The following is a 19152-nucleotide window of genomic DNA, read 5'->3' on the forward strand; positions in this document are numbered from 1 at the left end:
ACGATGGGATGATCGTGTCACTTCATTCGATTGCGAGGAACACCATGAACGTGAATGTCATCACCGCTTGTCAGATCGGAATCGACCGCTACGGCGACGCCGGCGTGCTGCGCCGCGTCGATGCGCCTGTCGCGCCGCCCGCTGCCGGCGAGGTGCGGATTCGCCAGACCGCGATCGGCGTGAATTTCGTCGACATCTATTTCCGCAGCGGCGCGCATCCGCTGCCGGCGTTGCCGGGCGTGCTGGGTGTCGAGGCGGCCGGTGTGATCGATGCGGTCGGGCCGGGCGTGACGGATCTCGTCCCCGGCCAGCGCGTCGCGTATGCGGGCATGCCGACCGGCAGCTACGCGACGGCGCGGACGCTGCCGGCCGAGCGCGTGGTGCCGATCCCCGACGGCTTGAGCGATGACGCGGCCGCCGCCGGGCTGCTGAAAGGGATCACCGTCTACATGCTGCTCCACAAGGTGCGGACGGTAGGCGCCGGCGACAGCGTGCTCGTGCATGCGGCCGCCGGCGGTGTCGGACTGCTGGCGACGCAATGGGCGCGCGCGCTTGGCGCGCGGGTGATCGGCACGGTCGGGTCGGCCGCGAAGGCCGCGCTCGTGCGTGCATGTGGCGCGGAAGCGGTGGTGGCGTATCGCGACGACGATTTCGTCGCGGCGGCACGCGCGTTCGGCGGCGGCGCGGGGGTCGATTACGCGATCGACGGGATCGGCGGCGACGTGCTGACGCGCACGCTCGGGGCGATCCGTCCGTTCGGCATGGTCGCGAGCATCGGGCAGGTGGCGGCGATCGGTGCGCGCCACACGTTCGATCTCGACGAACTGGGGCCGGCGCGCTCGATCGCGCTTGCGCGGCCGAGCGTGCTCGGCTTCATCGCACGCGACGTCGACGGATATCGGGAGGCGGCGCGCGCGACGCTCGAACGGCTGGCGGGCGGGATGCACGTGGAGATCGGCGCGCGGCTGCCGCTCGAACAGGCGGCCGATGCGCACCGGCTGCTGGAATCGCGCGCGACGACGGGTGGGGTCGTGCTGGTGCCGTGACGGGGCATGGGCCGGCCGCCGGTCTGCTCCGCCCGTTCACGCGCGCTTGCGCAACGGCGCATCCTCGACGAACCACGCGAGCGCGAACGCGATCGCGATGACCGTCGCCGCCGCCAGATACACGACATGCAGCGAACCGGCGAACGCATGCAGGTACGCGTCGCGCACGGCATCCGGCAACTGGTGCACGGCGGCCGGGCCGAGCGCGGGCGGCAGCTCCGTGCCGGCCGGCAGCGCATCCATCACCCGCGACTGCAGCCCGTGCGAGAACAGCGCGCCGAACGCCGCGACGCCGAGCGAGCCGCCGATCGAGCGGAACAGCGTCGCCCCCGATGTCGCAACGCCCATGTGCCGGAATTCGACCGTGTTCTGCACGGCGAGCGTGAGCACGGGCATCACCATGCCGAGCCCGATCCCGAGCAGCGCCATGTACGCATACATCGTGTGCAGCGGCGTATCGAGCGTCAGCGTCGACAGCAGCGCCATCGCGATGCCGCCGGTCAGCGTGCCCAGGATCGGAAACATCCGGTACGAGCCGAGCCGGGAGATCAGCCGGCCGCTGACGACCGACGTCACCAGCATCCCGCCCATCATCGGCAACAGCTGCAGCCCGGCCTGCGACGGCGTCGAACCCTTCACGACCTGCAGGTAAAGCGGGATGAACGTGACCGAGCCGAACAGCGCGATGCCGACGACGAAGCCGATCAGGCTGACCAGCACGAAGGTGCGATGGCGGAACAGTTCGAGCGGCATGATCGGTTCGGCCGCGAGCCGCTCTTCATAGACGAAGCCGCCGATCGCGACGACGCCGAGCACGAGCGTCATCCACAGTTGCGGCGACGTCCACGGCAGCAGCGAGCCGCCTTCGCTCGTGAACAGGATCACGCAGGTGAGGGCGGTGGCGAGGAACGCAGCGCCCATGTAGTCGATCCGGTGCTTCACGTGCGCGGTGTGCGGCCGGAACGCGACGCCGATCACCGCGAGCGCGAGAAAGCCGAGCGACAGGTTGATCGTGAAGATCCAGCGCCACGACAGGTGCTCGACCAGAAAGCCGCCGAGCAGCGGGCCGACGATCGTCGCGAGGCCGTACACGCCGCCGAACATCCCCTGATAGCGCGCGCGGCGAATCGGGCGGCACCAGATCGCCGATCGCGGCCATCGTCACGACCATCAGGCCGCCGCCGCCGAGCCCCTGCAGCGCGCGCAGCACGATCAGCTGCGTCATGTCCTGCGCGACGCCGCACAGCGCGGAGCCGGCGAGGAACAGCACGATCGCGGCCTGCAGCACGATCTTGCGGCCATACAGGTCGCCGAGCTTGCCGTACAACGGCAGCACGACGGTGGACGACAGCAGGTACGCGGTGACGACCCACGACAACTGGTCGAGCCCGCCGAGTTCGCCGACGATCGTCGGCAGCGCGGTCGACACGATCGTCTGGTCGAGCGCGGACAGCAGCATGACGAGCAGCAGCGCGGCGACGATCAGCCCGACGGGCGTGTCGCGGCGGGCTGCGTCGGCGGCCGGCGAGTGCGGGATGGTTTCGGTTTGCATGGGCGATATCTGCCATGGCAGTGAATTGTTCGGGAATATAGGGGCTAAAGGTTGCCGGGTCAATTTCTGCTCATCCTTTAATTGTTTCAGGCGTAACAGGAAGACGATGCGGGGCGCCGAATTTGACGTAAATCACGGAACGAAAGGGGCCGGACTCAAGTTTTTTGCAGGCAAACCGTAATACAGCGTGCTGCGGACCGATTGCCGCGGCACTTTTCACCGCTCACGTCCCGTCATGAACCTGAACGCCCTGTTTTCCCGTTTCTCGATCCGCACGCGGATCTTCTCCACGCTCGGCCTTGTCGCCGCGCTGCTCGTCGTGTCGGGGCTGATCGGCCTCGCCGGCATGCAGAGCTCGAACCGCGCGCTCGACGAGGCCTATACGCAGCAGCTGGCGGCGAAGACCGCGCTGTCGGCGGCCAGCCTCAACCTGACGATCGTGCGCACGACGCTCGACCGCGCGCTGCTGCACCCCGAGGCGCCCGAAGTGCCGGATCTGCTGACGAAGGCGGACAACTACCTGGCGAAGGCGGATGCCGCGTGGCGCAGTTACGCGTCGATGCCGCACGACGGCGACGAAGGCCCGCTCGCGAGCCGCCTCGACGCCGCGCGCCAGGCGCTGATCGGCCAGGCGCTGAAGCCGATGATCGACGCGGTTCGCGAGGGCCGCCGCGACGAGGCCGACCGGCTGCTGATGTCGGTCGCGCCGCCGCTGTCGGTTGCGCTCACGCAGGCGACCGATGCGCTCGATGCATACCAGGTTGCACGCGGCAAGGAGGTGTACGACACCGCGCAGACGTATTACGAATGGCTGCGCATGGGCGCGATCGCGGGGATCGCGTTCGGCCTGGCCGCGTGCCTCGGCTGTGCGATCGGCCTGCATTACGCGATCACGCAGCCGGTGAACCGCCTGCTGTCGCATTTCCGCCGCCTGTCGGAGGGCGACCTGACGTCGGAAGTGCGCTGGTCGTCGCGCGACGAGATGGCCGAACTGGTCAAGGGCGTGACCGGCATGCAGCGCAGCCTCGCGGACACCGTGCGCCAGGTCAGCCAGGGTTCCGAGGCGATTTCGACGGCGACGCACCAGATCGCGGCCGGCAACACCGACCTGTCGCAGCGCACCGAGGAACAGGCATCCGCATTGCAGGAGACGGCCGCGAGCATGGAGCAGCTCACCGCGACCGTGAAGCAGAACGCGGACAATGCGGTGGAGGCGCAAGCCTGCGCGGACAGCGCGTCCGAGATCGCGTCGAAGGGGGCGACGGTCGTCGGCGAGGTGATCGGCACGATGAACGAGATCGACCAGAGCTCGCAGAAGGTCGCCGACATCATCGGCACGATCGAGGGGATCGCGTTCCAGACCAACATTCTCGCGCTGAATGCGGCGGTCGAAGCCGCACGCGCCGGCGAGCAGGGCCGTGGCTTCGCGGTGGTCGCGGGCGAGGTGCGCACGCTCGCGCAGCGCTCGGCGTCGGCGGCGAAGGAAATCCGTACGCTGATCGGCGAATCGGTCGAGCGCGTCGCGAACGGCTCGCGGCTCGTCGGCGTGGCCGGCACGACGATGCAGGACATCCAGCAGGCGATCGGCCGCGTGACGGGCATCATGACGGAGATCGCGGCCGCGTCGAACGAGCAGCGCGACGGGATCGAGCAGGTGAACCGCGCGGTGTCGCAGATGGACCAGGTGTCGCAGCAGAACGCGGCGCTCGTCGAAGAGGCGGCGGCGGCGGCCGCGTCGCTTGAAGAGCAGGCCGATGGCCTGCGCCGCGCGGTCGGCGCGTTCCGGGTCGCGTAAGCAGGTTTGCCAGCCCGGTCCGGGCAACCACCCGACCCTCTTACACCCCCGTGAGCTGCGCGGCCGCACGCGACGACGCGACGATCAGCAGTTTCATCGTCGCGCGCGTCGCACCGACGAACAGCTTGCGCGCGGCCCGCGCGTCGAGCGTGTCGAAGTCGACCTCGGTGAGGATCACGCACGGCGCCGACTGGCCCTTGAAGCGGTAGATCGAATCGAGCAGCACGTCGCCTTCGCGATATTCAGGGTTGCCGAACAGGTCGTACTTGCCGGTAAAGCTCTTGAGCCGGTGCGGGCCGAGCTGGTCGAGCGGCGCGAGCACCGAGCCTTCGCGGCCGCGATACGACAGCACCGCGATGTCCTGCTTCCGAAAGCCGAGCGACAGCGCGTGCGTGATCGCCCGCTTGGTCGCGTCGACGCAGGCTTCGGCCAGCGCGGCGGGCGACGCGTTCGCATCGCCGTAGGCGGACACGACGAGATCGGAGCCGTCGAACGGGCTGCCCGAGCGCAGCTCCGCCGCGAGCGGCTCGACCCGGCCGACGATGTCGCGCACGAATTCGAGCAGGTCGCGCGGGCTCCGGTAGTTCGTCAGCGCCTTCAGCGTGACCCAGCCCGGCAGGGCGACGGGCTCGCGCATGTACAGGTTCTGCAGCGGATCCTCCAGCCACCACCATGCGCCGTCCGGCACCAGCAGGCGCTCCAGCGCGGCCGCCCACGGCGCATGGAAATCCTGCCCTTCGTCGACGATCAGCACGTCGAAGTGCCAGTGCTCGGGAATCGGCGTTTGCGCGAAACGCGCCTCGAGCCGCCCGAACGCGTCGGGCGCGTCGAAATCCGGAGTGTAACCGCCGTCGCGCGCGACCCAGTCGCACAGCTGGTGGTAGTTCGCGATCTTTGCGCCGGGCGGCGCGATCCGCTCGATGTAGTCGGCGAGCGGCCGGTTGAAGCACACGTAGAGCACACGCTTGCCGGCCGCGACGGCATCGCGCATCGCCTGCACCGCGAGCTGCGTCTTGCCCGAGCCGGCCGTGCCGGTGACGCGCAGCCGGAACGGCGCGAATTCGAGCTGGCGTGCCCAGGCGGCGAGCCCGCCCGACAGCCGCGTGACCAGCGTGCCGGCCTGCCCGACGAGCGCGCTCGTATCGGGCGTGAGCGCGAGCTCGTCCGCGAGGAAGTGATGGATCTTCGGTGCGTTCGCGACGCGCGGCTCGTCCGCGGGCAGGATCTGCAGGATGACCTGCGCGAGCTGCGCCTTGCGCGACGCATCGACGATGCGGTCGGCCGCGACGCCGGCGATCGCGGCCTGCCTGATCGAGTAGTCGGGGCAGTACAGCAGCGCCTCGACGCCATAGACACCCGCGCCGAGCGCGGCCGTCAGGCGCCGGTGCAGCGTTTCCTGCGTGCGCGCGAGCTGGATCGGAACGTTGCGCTCCTTCTGCAGATAGACCTTCACGAGCCCCTTCGGCGTTTCGCGCAGGAAGCCGGCTTTCTGCTCGACCAGCAGCACGCGGCCGGCCGGGCTCACGACGACGAACGCGGCCTCGCCGAACACCGAGAACGCCTGGTCGGCGCGTGTCCAGTGCACGCCGTGATAGACGGTGTAGCCGTCGGGCAGCGCGTGTTCGAGGGCGGCGAGCGTCTCGCGCTCGCGCTCGGCCGCGCCGGTCGCGGCGAGGCTTTTCCAGTCGTCGGGGATGAGGCGGGCCATGGCGTCGGGCGGCGGATGCCGGTGTGGGCGTGAACAGGTGCGGCTATTGTACTGAGGAACCCGCTCGCGGCCGCGATGCGGCGCATGCGCTGGCCATCCGGCCGATGGTGGCGGGCGGGGTGCTCAGCTCCGCACGAGCCGTTTCGCGAGATCGGCGCTGAGGATCGCCATGCGCGCGGGTTTTTCGTAACAGACGACGTCGAACGCGCGGATCACTTCGCTGATGTCGGCCTCGCTCGCGCGGCCGGTGAGCAGGTCGCCCGTCAGCACGAAGATCGGCGCGCCCGGGTTGTCGGACGTGCGCACGGCCTTGATCGCGGTGGCGGCCGTGCTGTCGTCGAACAGCCATTCGGTCAGGACCGCGTCGAACGCCTGGCCCTGCAGCGCGTCGACGAACGGCGCGAGGCCGTCGAATGCGGCCGTCGCGAAACCCTGGCGTTCGAGATAGCGGCACAGCTCGGTCGCGCTGACGCGATCGGGGTCGATCACCGCGACGACGAGCTTGTCGCTCTCCGCGCGGCGCGGATAGATCTCGATCTTGTGCACGTCGTACGCGTTCTGGTACAGCACGCCGGTGTGGCGCAGCACGCGCCAGCGGCCGTTCTGCTCGTACGCGACGAATTCGGGGCGCGCGCCGGCTTCGAGGGGCGCGCCGATCCATGCGGTGCACGGAATCTCGGCAACGCCTGCATAAAGCACGGCTTCCTGCGAATAGGCGCCGACCATGCCGGGGTCGAGCGTTTGCGCGCCGAACAGCTGGGCGGCGGGTTCGCCGTACGCTTCGGCGACTTTCTTGATCTGCGCGAGCGTCCAGGGGCTGCTGCCGCGCAGCTTACGATGGCCTTGCGAGAAACTCAGGTCGAGGATGCGGCACAGCTCGGTGGTCTGCTGGCGCTTGCCGATGCCGTTGCGGGTCATCAGCTCGCGCACGCGCTCGGCAACCGCGAGGGAATCCGTGGTGATTGCTTCAGTGGTCATGCTACGGGAACGGATCGTGACGTTCAGAACGACGCCTTGCGGCGGAACTCGTCGGACAATCTCGGAGACGTTCAGTAGCGAGCCGACCGGCCACGCGCGGAAAAGATAACTTTACCGCAAAATGGCATCGGTTCCCCGTAGTAAAACACGCGATTGTGTGAAAGGTGTTTCCCAACGTTACACAGGATGTGCGCCTGGCCCTTGCCGGGCAACGGCGGTTTAAATCCATTAAAAACGTCAGGTGCCGATCCTGACTCGTATCGGCTCGATTGCGCTCGGATTGGAACATAATCTGGCAGCCGTCGCGCACAGGACGTGCTTGCGTGCCGGCCACATCGATTCGTTGCTTGATCGGCTGCGGCGGCCTAGTCTCAACCGCAAGGGGGCAAACGCCGAACTCGGCGTCTGCGACGCAGCCGGCACCGGCGGGGCCGATCGGCATGCCGGATGTGCGAACCACGCGCCATGCGCGGGTTGCTTGTCATTCGATGCGGAGGTTGAGATGTCGGAGCATGCGGTTGTCGACGAAAACGGCTATCGGTGTTTCTGTGAGGCTTACGAGGAGCCTCCGGGCGTGTGGCGTGCACTGGTGCGATTCGAACGAAAGCGTGACCACGCCGCGATGCAGGCGCACATCCCCGGCATGACGCACAAAATCGACGAGACGTTCGCGACTCATCATGAAGCGATGGGCGCTGCGAAAGCGTATGCCAGGTACAAGGCGTCTCAAGACGAGACAGGCCTGTAGCCTGTAGAAAGCAGGATTTGGCGTCGCTGCCCGGAGCAACCCGTGCTGTCGGGTCGGATTGCAATATCGGCGTTATTGCGTGTTCAATCTGCCTGCTGCACTTTCAAACTTCTGTTGAGCCTCGTCGCCGTGATACGTGACCGGCTGATCGCCGCTGGTATCGACATAGGTTTTTCCCCCTTTGGGCTCCATGGTGAACGTTCCAGCGACTTCTCGCCGTTGCTCCGCAACCGGCAACAGCAATTCGTGCTCCCTGCCGTTCGCCGGGTTAGGCAGCGCACGATTTGTGTGAAGAATCGAGAAGACTGCCGGTTGGTCTCGCGCGAGGGAGGCTTTCGCATAAGTCTCCTGGCTGTTTTCTCCCACCGTATACGCGGGTGTGCCGGAGAGGAATGGGCTGTTGTTGCTGGATTTTGCGTGCTGCATTGCCAACTTCTTGAATTCTTCGTTGCTGAGCGTTCCCGCATTTTCGGCTTTGTGAAGTGAGGCTTCGAATTGCTTGATCTTTTTCTCGGATGTTCGCACGGCTGCGGGTATATTTCCCTGTTCGATCTGTTTCGCAAAGTTTTTTTGATGTATCGCCAGCCGGTCTTTTTCCCTGTTGCGATTATTCACAGCGCTCGAGATGTGTGGAAGATTCTCGGGATCATGGCTTGGCGATGGGGTTTCCTTTTCTTTCCGCACGAAACGTTGCAAATTGTTCTGCAGCAATTCGTTGGTTGGGACACGGCGGGGAGAAACGGGCCTGGCCGGTTGCTGAGCGGTCGTGCCGCCTTCGCTGTGCTCCTGAATGTGTGCGGCGCCGGGCGTGCCGCCAATACGAGTCGCGTCCATTGCATGTTCTCCAAATACGTATTCGTGGGTCCGAGCACGCATGGTCGACTCAATCGATCGCCTCGCGCGTGGAACCGCGAAGCGATGGCCAAGGCTGCGAACTTATGACGACGACCTACCCGCTTCACGCCAACCTGACCCGCGCCGACGCGGCATTTCCGACCGACGCCGACGTCGTGATCGCCGGCGCGGGCATCATGGGCTGCGCGGCCGCGTATTACCTGGGCCTGCGGGGCCTGAAAGCCGTCGTGCTCGACAAGTCGCGTATCGCCGGGCAGCAGTCGACACGGGCGTGGGGCTTCGTGCGGCAGCAGGGCCGCGAAGCTGCCGAGGTGCCGCTGATGATGGCCGGCATGCGGATCTGGGAGGGGTTAGAGGAAACCCTCGGTTTCGATCTCGAATGGCGGCAGGGCGGCTGTCTTTATATTGCGGACAACGAAACGGACTGGGCGTCGTTCAACGCATGGCTCGCGGTCGCGCGCGAGCACGGACTCGACACGCGCACGCTGACGCGCGCGCAGATCGACGAGCGCGTCAGCGGCCTCGCCGCAGGCACGCACGCTCGGCGGGCTGTATACCGCGACCGACGGGCAGGCCGAGCCGCGCCGTGTGGCTGCCGCGTTCGCCGCGCGTGCGGTCGAGGCCGGCGCGCGCTTCTTCGAAGGCTGCGGCGTGACTGCGATCGAGACGGCCGGCGGCGCGGTGGTCGGCGTCGCGACCGAACGCGGCACGATCCGCACGCGGCGCGCGATCTGCGCGGCAGGCGCGACCAGCTTCCGGCTGCTCGACGGTGTCGGCATCCGGCTGCCCCAGCAGGCCGTCCGCGGCACCTGCATGCGCACCAATGTGGTGCCGCCGGTGTCGGCATCGACGGTGTGGGGGCACGGACTCGGCATCCGGCAGCGCAAGAACGGCGCGATCAATCTCGCCGACGACATGCAGGTCGACGTCGACCTGACGCTCGGCCACCTGCGCGGGTTGAGCCTGTTCTGGCCGGCGTTCTGGTCGCAGCGCGACAAATTCCGGCTGCACGTGAACGGCGCTGCGTGGCGCGATGCGCTTGCGCGCGTCAACGGTACGGCCGGGCCGATCGAGCCGCGCGATCCGCAGCCGCAGCCGAATCGCGCGCATGCGCCGCGCGCACTCGCGAAACTCAAGACGATCTTTCCCGCGCTGAAGGACGTGCAGATCGTCGAGGCCTGGGCCGGCCTGATCGACGTGCTACCCGACGGCATTCCGGTGATCGATGCGCCGGGCACGCCGTCCGGGCTCGCGATTGCGACGGGGTTCTGCGGCCACGGTTTCGCGATGGGGCCGATCGTCGGGCGGCTGCTTGCCGAATGGATCGACACCGGCGCGCCGTCGCTCGACCTGTCGGCGTTTCGCGCGCAGCGCTTCGTCGACGGGACGATGGTGCGGCCGCGCAGCATGTTGTAGCGGTCGATTCGATGCGACGAGGGCGGCCGGTCGCGGCCGTCCCATCGTAGAATCGAGCCCGCATCCTTCAGGAGATTCCCCGTTGGCATCGCCCTCCGCCCAGCGCCGTTCGTTGCGCTCACGCCTGCGTCGCGCGCGCAACCCGTGGCAGGCGCCACGTGCGCGCACGCTGTTCACGCGTCCCGCGACGTCGCCGCGCCGCACGCTGCTGTTCCGTCTCGGCGCGGTCGTGCTGCTGTGCACGCTGGCGTTCCTCGTGCTGTATCTCGATCGCGACGGGTTGCGCGATTCGACCAAGAGCACGCCGATGACCGTCGCCGATCTCGTGTACTTCACGATGGTCACGGTCGCGACGGTCGGCTACGGCGACATCGTGCCCGTCACCGCACGGGCGCGTCTCATCGATGCGTTCTTCATCGTGCCGATCCGCATCGTCATCTGGTTCATTTTCCTGGGCACGGCTTATCAGTTCGTGATCCAGCGCGTCATCGAGGAATTCCGCATGAAACGCCTGCAGAAGCAACTGTCCGATCACATCGTCGTATGCGGTTACGGCCTGTCGGGCTCGATCGCGGTGCGAGAACTGCTCGAGAGCGGTGTCGATCCGGCGACGGTCATCGTGATCGATTCGCAGCAGCAGGCGCTCGAGGCCGCGACGTCGCTCGGCGTGACGGGGCTGCTCGGCGATCCCGCGCACGAGGATCTGCTGCAGCAGGCGCAGGTGCGCTCGGCGAAGGCGGTGATCATTTCGGTGACCGACGATCCGACCGCGATCCTGCTGACGCTGTCGGTGCGCAGCATCGCGCCCGATACGAAGATCGTCGTGCGGATCCAGGAGAACCTGTACCAGCGGCAACTGCGGCAGGCGGGCGCCGACGTGATCGTGTCGTCGACGAAGATCGGCGCGCTGCTGCTCGCGGACGCCGTGCATAGCCGCTATATCGTGCCGTTCGTGAACGACATGCTGTCGACGCGCGGACGCGCGACGCTGGTCGAACGGCCGGCGATGAAGCACGAGATCGGCTGCATGACGAACGTCGTGCCGGGTGCGATCGTCGTCGGGCTCGACCGGTGCGGGAAGATCTTTTCGTTTTACGAGGATCCGCCGTGCAGGATCGAGGCAGGGGATACGCTGGTTGTCATCCAGTCGGCGCGGATTCCGGATCCGGATGTTTGAGATTTGCGCATCATGCGTGTTTGATCAATCGACGACATCCGCTGCCCGAATGAAATCGTCGGTCGAAAAACCTCGATTGTCGGCGCCGGCTCACCTGTGATACAAGGTAGCCGCACGTCTGGCGCACGCTGGCGGCGCTATCTAAACAGCTTTCCGTGGAACATTCAGAACATGGCAACCGGTACCGTCAAGTGGTTTAACGATACGAAGGGTTTTGGCTTCATCACGCCGGACGACGGCGGCGAAGACCTGTTCGCGCACTTCTCCGAGGTTCAGGGAAGCGGCTTCAAGTCCCTTCAAGAGGGCCAGAAGGTCAGTTTTGACGTCAAGCAGGGCCCGAAAGGGAAGCAGGCAGCGAACATCAAGCCGCTGTAAGTCTTCCACGCCGCGACCACGGCGCGGCGGCGCAGCGATCAGGCCGAAGCATGATCGCTGCGCGATTGGCGCGGCGCGTCGCAAGGGCGGACGCGCCGCCCTTGCTCATCGCTCGAGGAAGGGCCTCAGCTTGTCCGCGCGACTGGGGTGCATCAGCTTGCGCATCGCCTTGCTCTCGATCTGACGGATCCGCTCGCGGGTCACGTCGAACTGCTTGCCGACCTCTTCGAGCGTGTGATCGGAGGTCGTGTCGAGCCCGAATCGCATCCGCAGGACCTTGGCCTCACGCGGCGACAGCCCGTCGAGCGCCTCGTCGATCGCGGCGCGCATGTTCGCGTGAATCGCGGCCTCGGCCGGCGAACTCGCGGAGACATCCTCGATCATGTCGCCGAGCGTCGCGTCCGCATCGTCGCCCACCGGGGTCTCGAGCGAAACCGGCTGCTTGGCGATCTTGAGGATGCTGCGCACCTTCTCCTCGGACATCTCCATGCGCTTCGCGAGGACGGCGGGATGCGCTTCCTGTCCGGTCTGCTGCAGGATTTCGCGTGAAATCCGGTTCAGCTTGTTGATCGTCTCGATCATGTGGACCGGCACGCGAATGGTCCGCGCCTGATCGGCCAGCGCACGCGTGACAGCCTGCCGGACCCACCAGGTGGCGTACGTCGAGAACTTCCAGCCGCGCCGGTATTCGAACTTGTCCACCGCCTTCATCAGGCCGATATTGCCTTCCTGGATCAGATCCAGGAACTGCATCCCGCGGTTCACGTACTTCTTCGCGATCGAAATGACGAGGCGAAGGTTCGCCTCGATCATCTGTCGCTTGGCCTGCCGCATTTTCGACTCCGCGGCGCTCATCTGGCGGTTGATCTGCTTGAGCTGCTGGAGCGGCAGCGAGACCCGCGACTCGATGTCGATGAGTTTCTGCTGCCCGGCCTGGATGGCCGGCAGGTGCCGCTCGAGCGCGGCGCCAAATTGTTTCGACGTCGCCGCCGTGCGGCTGGTCCATTCAAGGTCGGTCTCGTGGCCCGGGAACGACTCGACGAACGCGTCACGCGGCATGCCGCAACGGTCGACCGCGATCTCCAGGATGCTGCGCTCGATCGCACGAACCTCGGTGACCTGGTCATGCACGCTGGCGCACAGGCGATCGATCGTCTTGGCGGTGAAGCGGATCGGCGCGAGTTCGCGCTGGATCTCCGAGCGCACTTGCACGGCGGTCGCGGAGCGCGCCTTGTCGGCAGCCGGCACATCCGGCAACCGTTCGAACAGCGCACGCACGCGCGCGAAAATCGCGAGGCTGTCGCTCGTGAGCTCCTCGAGGCGGGCGGTGTTCGCTTTCTCCGAATCGCCGGCGTTCGCTTCGTCGTCGTCGCCGTCCGGATCATCGTCGGAGGCGTCGGCTTCCACTTCGACTTCGTCGGCTTCAAGCGTCATTTCGCTTTCATCCGTGGCGTCACTGATGCCATCGACCAGTTCGTCGATGCGCAGTTCGCCGGCCGCGATGCGGTCCGCGTCGGCAAGAATCGTGGACACGACCGTCGGGCATGCGGCGATCGCCTGAATCATGTCCTGCAGGCCGCTTTCGATGCGCTTTGCGATCTCGATTTCGCCGGCGCGGGTCAGCAGTTCGCTGGCGCCCATTTCACGCATGTACATCCGGACCGGATCGGTCGTGCGGCCGAATTCGGAATCGACGGTCGACAGTGCGGCCTCCGCTTCCTCGTCCGCCTGATCATCGGATGCAACGGCAGCCGTGGCGTCGTTCAGCAGGAGCGTTTCCGCGTCCGGGGCCTGCTCGTACACGGCCACGCCCATATCGCTGAACGTGCTGACGATCGTTTCCATCGCAGCAGTTTGCGCAAAATTGTCGGGCAGGTGATCGTTGATGTCCGCGTGGGTGAGATAGCCGCGCTCGCGGCCAAGCGCGATCAGCGCACGCATCTGGCGTTGGCGCTCCTCGTCCTGGCGCGCGGTCGACGCGATGTCCACCGGTGTGGCGACGCCCTGGGTTTTTCCCTTAGGGGCGCGGCGGCTGGTCTTCGACGTGACCGGGATCACGTGGGATGCTGAATCGTCGCGAACTGGATTTGCCAATACATTCTCCTCCGCAGGTTGGCCGACGATCGTTGCGGATACGACAGGCTGTCAAGCCCGTCGACGTGCGAACGAAATCGTGGGATGGCGCGCGGACAGTCGAGGCCGGTATGCCTCTTCGCGGATTCTGGTGCGCGCTAAATGGGGAACCCTAAATTATACCGAATGATGTTGTGCGACGCAACACGTGGTGGGTAGGCGGCCGCGGCGCGCCCGCTTGCGGACGAGCGCAGAAGAGTGCTTTGGGAAGCTGATTGGACCAGGCCGTAAATCTCGGGTCACAGGCCACCTCCTGAAACAAGAGGTGGCTTGAAGCTGCGAACCGGCGAGTCAGGCCGTCCGCCGGGTCGCCAGCCGATTCCAGAGCAACCCGGCGCGATTTCCGCTTCGGCAATAGGCGAGAACGGGCTTCGGCAGTGCGTCGACCATCGCGCCGAATGCATCGACTTCCGCCTCGCCGATGTGATCGGACCTGACGGGGAGGTATCGCGCGTCGAGGCCCAGTTCGCGGGCTGCCGCGGCGATCTCGTCGAAGGCCGGCTGGTCGGCGCCTTCGCCGTCGGGCCGGTTGCAGATCACCGAGCGGAAGCCCGCGTCGCGAATGGCTTTCAGGTCATCCGGCATGATCTGGCGCGACGCGGCGAACCCGTTTGCCGCGGTGGACCGGCATTGCTCGATGGCTTGCCGGAAACAGGCGATCGCGAAATCGACGTCCTGCTCCGTCGTAAAGCGGCCGAAGCTCACGCGCACGGTGCGGCCCGCCGCATCCGCGTCCAGGCCGATGGCCATCAGGACGTGGGACGGCGTGCCGGCGGCCGAGTTGCACGCGGAGGTCGACGACACGGCGAGCGCTTCGTCGAGCATGAACGGGAAGAAGCCGGGCGCATTCACCGTCAGGCTCAGCGTGTGCGGGATGCGTGGCGCCGCGGCCGCGTTCTGCTCGACGTCCCCGATCGCGAGCACCGCATCCCTTAAGCGCGTGCTGAGCGCGGAAATCCGTGCGCTGTCGGTCCCGAGTTCATCGGCCGCCAGCTCGCACGCGGTCCCCATGCCGACGATCTGGTGCGTCGCGAGCGTGCCCGAGCGCAGGCCGCGCTCGTGCCCGCCGCCGTGGATTTGCGGGGCGATCCGGTTGGCGATGTCGCGGCGCACGAACAGCGCGCCGATACCCTTGGGGCCGTACACCTTGTGCGCGGACATCGACAGCATGTCGATGCCGAGCGCGCGCACGTCGATCGGCGTCTTGCCGAGCGCCTGCGCGGCGTCGACGTGGAGCAGCGCGCCGGCGGCGTGCACGACTCGCGCGATCTCGCCGATGTTCGTGAGCGTGCCGAGCTCGTTGTTCACCAGCATCAGCGACACGAGGCCCGTATCGGGGCCGATCGCCGCGGCCACGGCGTCGGCCGTGATTTCGCCGTCGCGGGTCGGCGTGAGGTAGGAGACCGGCAAGCCGTGCCTTGAAAGGCTGGCCATCGTGTCGAGGATGGCCTTGTGCTCGATGCGGCTCGTGATCAGGTGGCGCTTGTCGGTCGCGTTTTCCGCGTAGCCCTTCAGCGCGAGGTTGTTCGATTCGGTGGCCCCCGACGTCCAGACGATCTCGTCGGCATCCGCGCCGATCAGCGCGGCAACCTGCTCGCGTGCCCGTTCCACCTTTACCCGCGCCAGCCTGCCCGCCCGATGCGAACTCGACGCCGGGTTGCCGAATATGCCGTCGAAGCCGAGGCAGGCCGTCATCGCTTCGATCACGCGGGGATCGGCGGGCGTCGTGGCCGCGTAGTCGAGGTAATGCAATGTGTTGTTTTCGCTCATTTCTTTCGGTTGCCGCGCTGGAATGCAGGAAATGATACGGGGTGCAACCGGGAAAAAGGATCCAAATTTCGTTGGGAATTGCACCTTTAGGGGAATATTTTTCTACCGTTCAACGCTGCCCCAAGTGCCGTTTGCGGTTGTGCCGGTGACGTCGGCAGGCTCGGCCGGGCACGCGTTTTTTCTTGTCACGATCGCGACTCACGGGTGTCTGCAAATTGCCGGAGTTTTTAGTTGGTTTAAACAATTTCGGCCCTTCTCAAATAATCAATCAAATCATTTCAGCGTTTCTCAAGTATTTCTTTCATTTTCCAATCATTTTTACTTCAGAAGCCTTGTATTTCCGGGTGGTTTATATAAGCTGTTCGTAAGAAACGTTGCTTCATGTATTTCTTCTCAACCAACAGGAAGATTTCCCATGACGCGTATGTACATCACTGCCGCACCCACTGGGGCCGTGCCGAAGTGGCTCGATCCGCTGGAGCCGACTTTCATTCCGTCCTGCCTCGTTCACCAGTTATTCAATTCCGCGCAAGCCGAGAAAATCGTCGAACGGTTGAAATCCGACGGCTGGGAAACCGTTCCGGCCGGCGGATGGTTAATCGAATCGGGACATGGTATTTCTATTTCCGATGATTTTTTGGCACAACTATTCAACCAGCCTGCCGCTCGTCTGGCATTGGAGGAAATGGGATGGACGCATCGGGATGGAGCCTGGCATGCGCCGCCCGCGCAGGCTTCCGGCAGCGCCGCAATCCCGCGTGAATGGCTGGCGGGCCTGTCGTCGGTCGAGCTGGCCAGGCGGATCGTGCTGCAATTGACGACCTACGGATGGGTGGCCAACGACCGCGGCGACCTCGTCTGGGATCACGCGAAGCTGCACAGCTATTTCCCGCCTGCGCTGATCGATTCGATTCGCGAAGACGCGCCGGCGCTGCTGGCGAAGCTGGAAAAATCCGGCTGGAAAGCGTGCGGCGCCGGTTACTGGCAAGCGGGCAAGGGGCGCTCCCCGGTTCTGCCGATCACGCCGGATGCGATCGTGGACGAAACCGTGCGCTCGATCCGGGAAGGGGCGGCGGTCGTGCATTTGCATACGCGTGAACTCGGCGACCGTGCGCAACTCGAGATCCCCGGACTGGGCGCCGTCACGGTCGGGACGCAGCGCAACCAGATCGTCGTCGATCATTACGACGCGATCGTACCGGCCGTGAGGCGTGCCGATACGACGGCGATCCTGAACCTGTCGACGAGCGTGCGGGGCGACCGTCAAGGCTCGCGCAGCACGCTGCGGCGCGCCCATCTGAAATCCTACGGCGAGGCGGCGGTGCCCGAAGTCGCGTCGCTGAGCCCGGGCGCGGTGATTTTCCAGGGGGGCGGCGGCTACGACAACGCGCCGGATTTCCTGGCCGAGCAGTTCGCGCATTTTCAGCGCGTCGGCACGCGCCCGGAGGTGGAGGTATTCAATCACACGATCATCGACAACGCGACGACCCTGTACCGGGCGTTCCTCGAAGCGACCGGCCAGCCCGTGCTGTTCATGCTGGTGGCGGCCGTCGATCAATATCGTCGCGATCCGGTCAGCGGGGAAGTGGAGGACGATTCGTTGATCGCGCCTGCCGTCAGGCAGGAAATCGCCCGTTGCGTGGCGACCGGCGACGCAACCGACAGGCAGCGTGCGATCGATCTCGCGGTCGAACAGCTGAAGCCGGTTGTCGCACGGCTGCGCGACAGCTTTCCGTCATCGCTCGTGTCGTTGCTGCTGCCGGGGCCGTTGCAGGCGCTATTGGCGGATCTCGCGCACGCGTTGCAACTGGACGGGGTGCGCGTCGGCCTGGAGGACGGCCTGAACGTGCTGGACAGCCGGGTTCCCGGGGGCGTTCGCAAGGCGCGCGGCACATGGGAGCAGGTGCGCATGCTGCGCGAGGACCTGCTCGCCAGGGGCGTCGCCGTGCAAACCGCGGCCGAGGTGCGGGACATGCTCGGCCTGCCGGCCGGCAAGTCGCGCCAACCGCAACTGAAGCGCGCATGACGGAGCGAACGTTCGATGACACTCTATCGATTGGGCGACCGAGTGCCCACCGTCCATGCGAGCGCGTTCGTGGCGGACACGGCGACGATTGTCGGTGACGTCCGGCTGGGCGCGGATTCGAGCGTCTGGTTCGGTGCGATATTGCGTGGCGATACCGAGCCGATCGTCGTCGGGGCCGGCACCAACATCCAGGACGGGGCCGTGCTGCACACCGATGCAGGGTGCCCTTTGACGATCGCCGCGCATGTGACGGTCGGCCATCAGGCCATGTTGCACGGCTGCACGATCGACGAGGGCTCGCTGATCGGCATCCAGGCGGTGGTGCTCGACGGCGCGGTGATCGGTCGTCAGTGCCTGGTCGGCGCCGGCGCCGTCGTCACGGCGGGCAAGGTGTTTCCCGAGCGCTCGCTGATCCTCGGCGCACCCGCCAAGGTCGTGCGAACCCTGACGGATGAGGACGTGGCCAGGCTGCGGACCAATATCGGCTTCTACGCCGAGGTGCGCAGGCCGATGTACAAGGCGGCGTTGCACCGCATGGATCAGGCGTGACCTGATCCGGGAAGCGGTTCCGTCACGCAGCGGAAGCGCCGGCCGGCTCGTCGTCAGGCCGGCCGGCGCAACCCGCTCAGGCGCGCAAGCTTGCGCCGTCCGCGCCTGCCGCCGTTCCTACTTGACGCATTCGAGCGTGTACCTGAGCGCCGGCGCGATCAGGCCGCGCCAAACGTCCCACGTATGCCCGCCGTCGACGATGCGCAGTTCGGCCGGGTTCTGCGCGCGGCGCAGGTGCGTGTACAGCACGCTCGATTCGGCCTGGATGGTCAGGTCGTCGTCGCCGGCCGCGATGAACATCGGGATTCGCCAGCTGCGCGCGAAATAGCCGCGCATCAGCGCCGGGTAGTTGAGTTCGTGCCACACGCGCGGGTCGAACTGCCGGTCGCCGAACACGCCGACATAGCGCGCGGCGGAATTGAGCGGCGGCTCGTTCGCGTAGATCGCGGGGCTCAGCAGCATCGCGCCGCAGAACAGCCCCGGTTCGAGCAGCGAGAAGCGCAGCGCGCCGAAGCCGCCCATCGAGACGCCGCCGATCGCGCGGCCCGCGCGCTGGTTCGACACCGCGAAGTGCGCTTCGACTTCGGGCAGCAGGTCGTTGAGGAACGCGCTCTGCATCTTCTCCTTGCGGTCGACGTACCAGTCGGTGCCGCCCTGCGGCATCACGATCACGACGGGCGGAATCTCGCGGCGCTCGATCAGCGTGTCGGCGGTGGCCTGCAGCCGGCCCTGCGTGACCCAGTCGTTCGCGTTGCCGGCATTGCCGTGCAGCAGGTACATCACCGGGTAGCGCGCGCCTTCCGGGTTGTAGCCGGGCGGCAGGTAGACCGTGTACGACCAGTCGCGCTTCAGCGACGCCGACCGGAACGTGCGCAGCACGACGCTGCTGTCGTCGTTGATCGGGGCGGCCTGGGCCGCCTGGGCGGAAGGGGTGGCTTCGGCGGAGTCGGCGAAGCCGATGGTCAGCGCGGTGGCAAGCAGGAGGAGAAATCGGCGCATGTCGAGCGGGTTCAGGAGAGGCGCC

Annotated in this window: 13 protein-coding genes and 2 pseudogenes; 8 read left to right on the plus strand and 7 right to left on the minus strand. The window is 66.3% G+C overall.

Features of this window, described 5'->3' with window-relative positions:
* The first annotated feature begins 44 nt into the window (after positions 1-44).
* A complete protein-coding gene (locus WT26_RS26340; RefSeq protein WP_069274276.1) occupies positions 45-1046 on the plus strand; it encodes a quinone oxidoreductase family protein in 1002 nt (333 codons plus the stop codon).
* 36 nt (positions 1047-1082) lie between these two features.
* Here the strand turns inward: WT26_RS26340 and WT26_RS26345 are convergent.
* Positions 1083-2614: pseudogene (locus WT26_RS26345) on the minus strand (MDR family MFS transporter).
* Positions 2615-2833: 219 nt separating this feature from the next.
* Between WT26_RS26345 and WT26_RS26350 the strand changes: the two are divergent.
* The gene (locus WT26_RS26350; RefSeq protein ID WP_069274277.1) at positions 2834-4393 is read left to right on the plus strand and encodes a methyl-accepting chemotaxis protein; all 1560 of its coding nucleotides are present in this window, start codon (positions 2834-2836) and stop codon (positions 4391-4393) included.
* Between the two features lie 40 nt (positions 4394-4433).
* Here the strand turns inward: WT26_RS26350 and WT26_RS26355 are convergent, their stop codons facing one another.
* Positions 4434-6101: an ATP-binding domain-containing protein gene (locus WT26_RS26355; RefSeq protein ID WP_069274278.1), complete on the minus strand. Its 1668-nt coding sequence runs from the start codon at positions 6099-6101 to the stop codon at positions 4434-4436.
* Between the two features lie 123 nt (positions 6102-6224).
* A complete protein-coding gene (locus WT26_RS26360) occupies positions 6225-7079 on the minus strand; it encodes a helix-turn-helix domain-containing protein (RefSeq protein ID WP_069274279.1) in 855 nt (284 codons plus the stop codon).
* 241 nt (positions 7080-7320) lie between these two features.
* Here WT26_RS26360 and WT26_RS38615 point away from each other — a divergent pair, with 241 nt between their 5' ends.
* Positions 7321-7827 (plus strand): hypothetical protein, encoded by a 507-nt coding sequence (locus WT26_RS38615; protein ID WP_230461743.1) that lies wholly within the window; start codon positions 7321-7323, stop codon positions 7825-7827.
* 72 nt (positions 7828-7899) lie between these two features.
* Here the strand turns inward: WT26_RS38615 and WT26_RS37625 are convergent, their stop codons facing one another.
* Positions 7900-8661, minus strand: a complete 762-nt coding sequence (locus WT26_RS37625; protein WP_155123216.1) for a hypothetical protein — start codon at positions 8659-8661, stop codon at positions 7900-7902.
* Between the two features lie 104 nt (positions 8662-8765).
* On the opposite strand from WT26_RS37625, the pseudogene WT26_RS26375 reads away from it, so the two are divergent.
* The 3 genes and pseudogenes from WT26_RS26375 (at position 8766) to WT26_RS26385 (ending at position 11650) form a co-directional block, all read left to right on the plus strand.
* Positions 8766-10098, plus strand: a pseudogene (locus WT26_RS26375) (NAD(P)/FAD-dependent oxidoreductase).
* An 82-nt stretch (positions 10099-10180) separates the two neighbouring features.
* The gene (locus WT26_RS26380) at positions 10181-11275 is read left to right on the plus strand and encodes a potassium channel family protein (protein ID WP_069274281.1); all 1095 of its coding nucleotides are present in this window, start codon (positions 10181-10183) and stop codon (positions 11273-11275) included.
* A 171-nt stretch (positions 11276-11446) separates the two neighbouring features.
* Positions 11447-11650: a cold-shock protein gene (locus WT26_RS26385; protein ID WP_042588119.1), complete on the plus strand. Its 204-nt coding sequence runs from the start codon at positions 11447-11449 to the stop codon at positions 11648-11650.
* A 105-nt stretch (positions 11651-11755) separates the two neighbouring features.
* Here WT26_RS26385 and rpoD read toward each other — a convergent pair whose 3' ends face one another.
* Both rpoD and WT26_RS26395 read right to left on the minus strand, forming a co-directional pair.
* Positions 11756-13744, minus strand: a complete 1989-nt coding sequence (gene rpoD, locus WT26_RS26390; protein ID WP_196222202.1) for an RNA polymerase sigma factor RpoD — start codon at positions 13742-13744, stop codon at positions 11756-11758.
* 330 nt (positions 13745-14074) lie between these two features.
* Positions 14075-15553: an aminotransferase class V-fold PLP-dependent enzyme gene (locus tag WT26_RS26395; protein WP_069274282.1), complete on the minus strand. Its 1479-nt coding sequence runs from the start codon at positions 15551-15553 to the stop codon at positions 14075-14077.
* Between the two features lie 124 nt (positions 15554-15677).
* On the opposite strand from WT26_RS26395, the gene WT26_RS26400 reads away from it, so the two are divergent.
* Positions 15678-17579, plus strand: coding sequence for a 3-keto-5-aminohexanoate cleavage protein (locus WT26_RS26400; protein ID WP_231130523.1), 1902 nt, complete (start codon positions 15678-15680; stop codon positions 17577-17579).
* Between the two features lie 15 nt (positions 17580-17594).
* The gene (locus WT26_RS26405; RefSeq protein ID WP_059948669.1) at positions 17595-18128 is read left to right on the plus strand and encodes a gamma carbonic anhydrase family protein; all 534 of its coding nucleotides are present in this window, start codon (positions 17595-17597) and stop codon (positions 18126-18128) included.
* A 117-nt stretch (positions 18129-18245) separates the two neighbouring features.
* Here the strand turns inward: WT26_RS26405 and WT26_RS26410 are convergent, their stop codons facing one another.
* On the minus strand, positions 18246-19127 hold the full coding sequence (locus WT26_RS26410) for an alpha/beta hydrolase (RefSeq protein WP_069274283.1): 882 nt from the start codon (positions 19125-19127) through the stop codon (positions 18246-18248).
* Between the last annotated feature and the right edge of the window lie 25 nt (positions 19128-19152).

Origin of the sequence: Burkholderia cepacia, from assembly GCF_001718835.1 — a bacterium.
In the GTDB taxonomy this organism is placed as follows: domain Bacteria; phylum Pseudomonadota; class Gammaproteobacteria; order Burkholderiales; family Burkholderiaceae; genus Burkholderia; species Burkholderia cepacia_F.

Coding starts and splice junctions, on each gene's coding strand:
- WT26_RS26360 (WP_069274279.1), bottom strand. CDS start 7,079: ATGACCACTGAAGCAATCACCACGGATTCCCTCGCGGTTGCCGAGCGC.
- WT26_RS26395 (WP_069274282.1), bottom strand. CDS start 15,553: ATGAGCGAAAACAACACATTGCATTACCTCGACTACGCGGCCACGACG.
- WT26_RS26355 (WP_069274278.1), bottom strand. CDS start 6,101: ATGGCCCGCCTCATCCCCGACGACTGGAAAAGCCTCGCCGCGACCGGC.
- WT26_RS26410 (WP_069274283.1), bottom strand. CDS start 19,127: ATGCGCCGATTTCTCCTCCTGCTTGCCACCGCGCTGACCATCGGCTTC.
- WT26_RS26405 (WP_059948669.1), top strand. CDS start 17,595: ATGACACTCTATCGATTGGGCGACCGAGTGCCCACCGTCCATGCGAGC.
- WT26_RS37625 (WP_155123216.1), bottom strand. CDS start 8,661: ATGGACGCGACTCGTATTGGCGGCACGCCCGGCGCCGCACACATTCAG.
- WT26_RS26340 (WP_069274276.1), top strand. CDS start 45: ATGAACGTGAATGTCATCACCGCTTGTCAGATCGGAATCGACCGCTAC.
- WT26_RS26385 (WP_042588119.1), top strand. CDS start 11,447: ATGGCAACCGGTACCGTCAAGTGGTTTAACGATACGAAGGGTTTTGGC.
- WT26_RS26350 (WP_069274277.1), top strand. CDS start 2,834: ATGAACCTGAACGCCCTGTTTTCCCGTTTCTCGATCCGCACGCGGATC.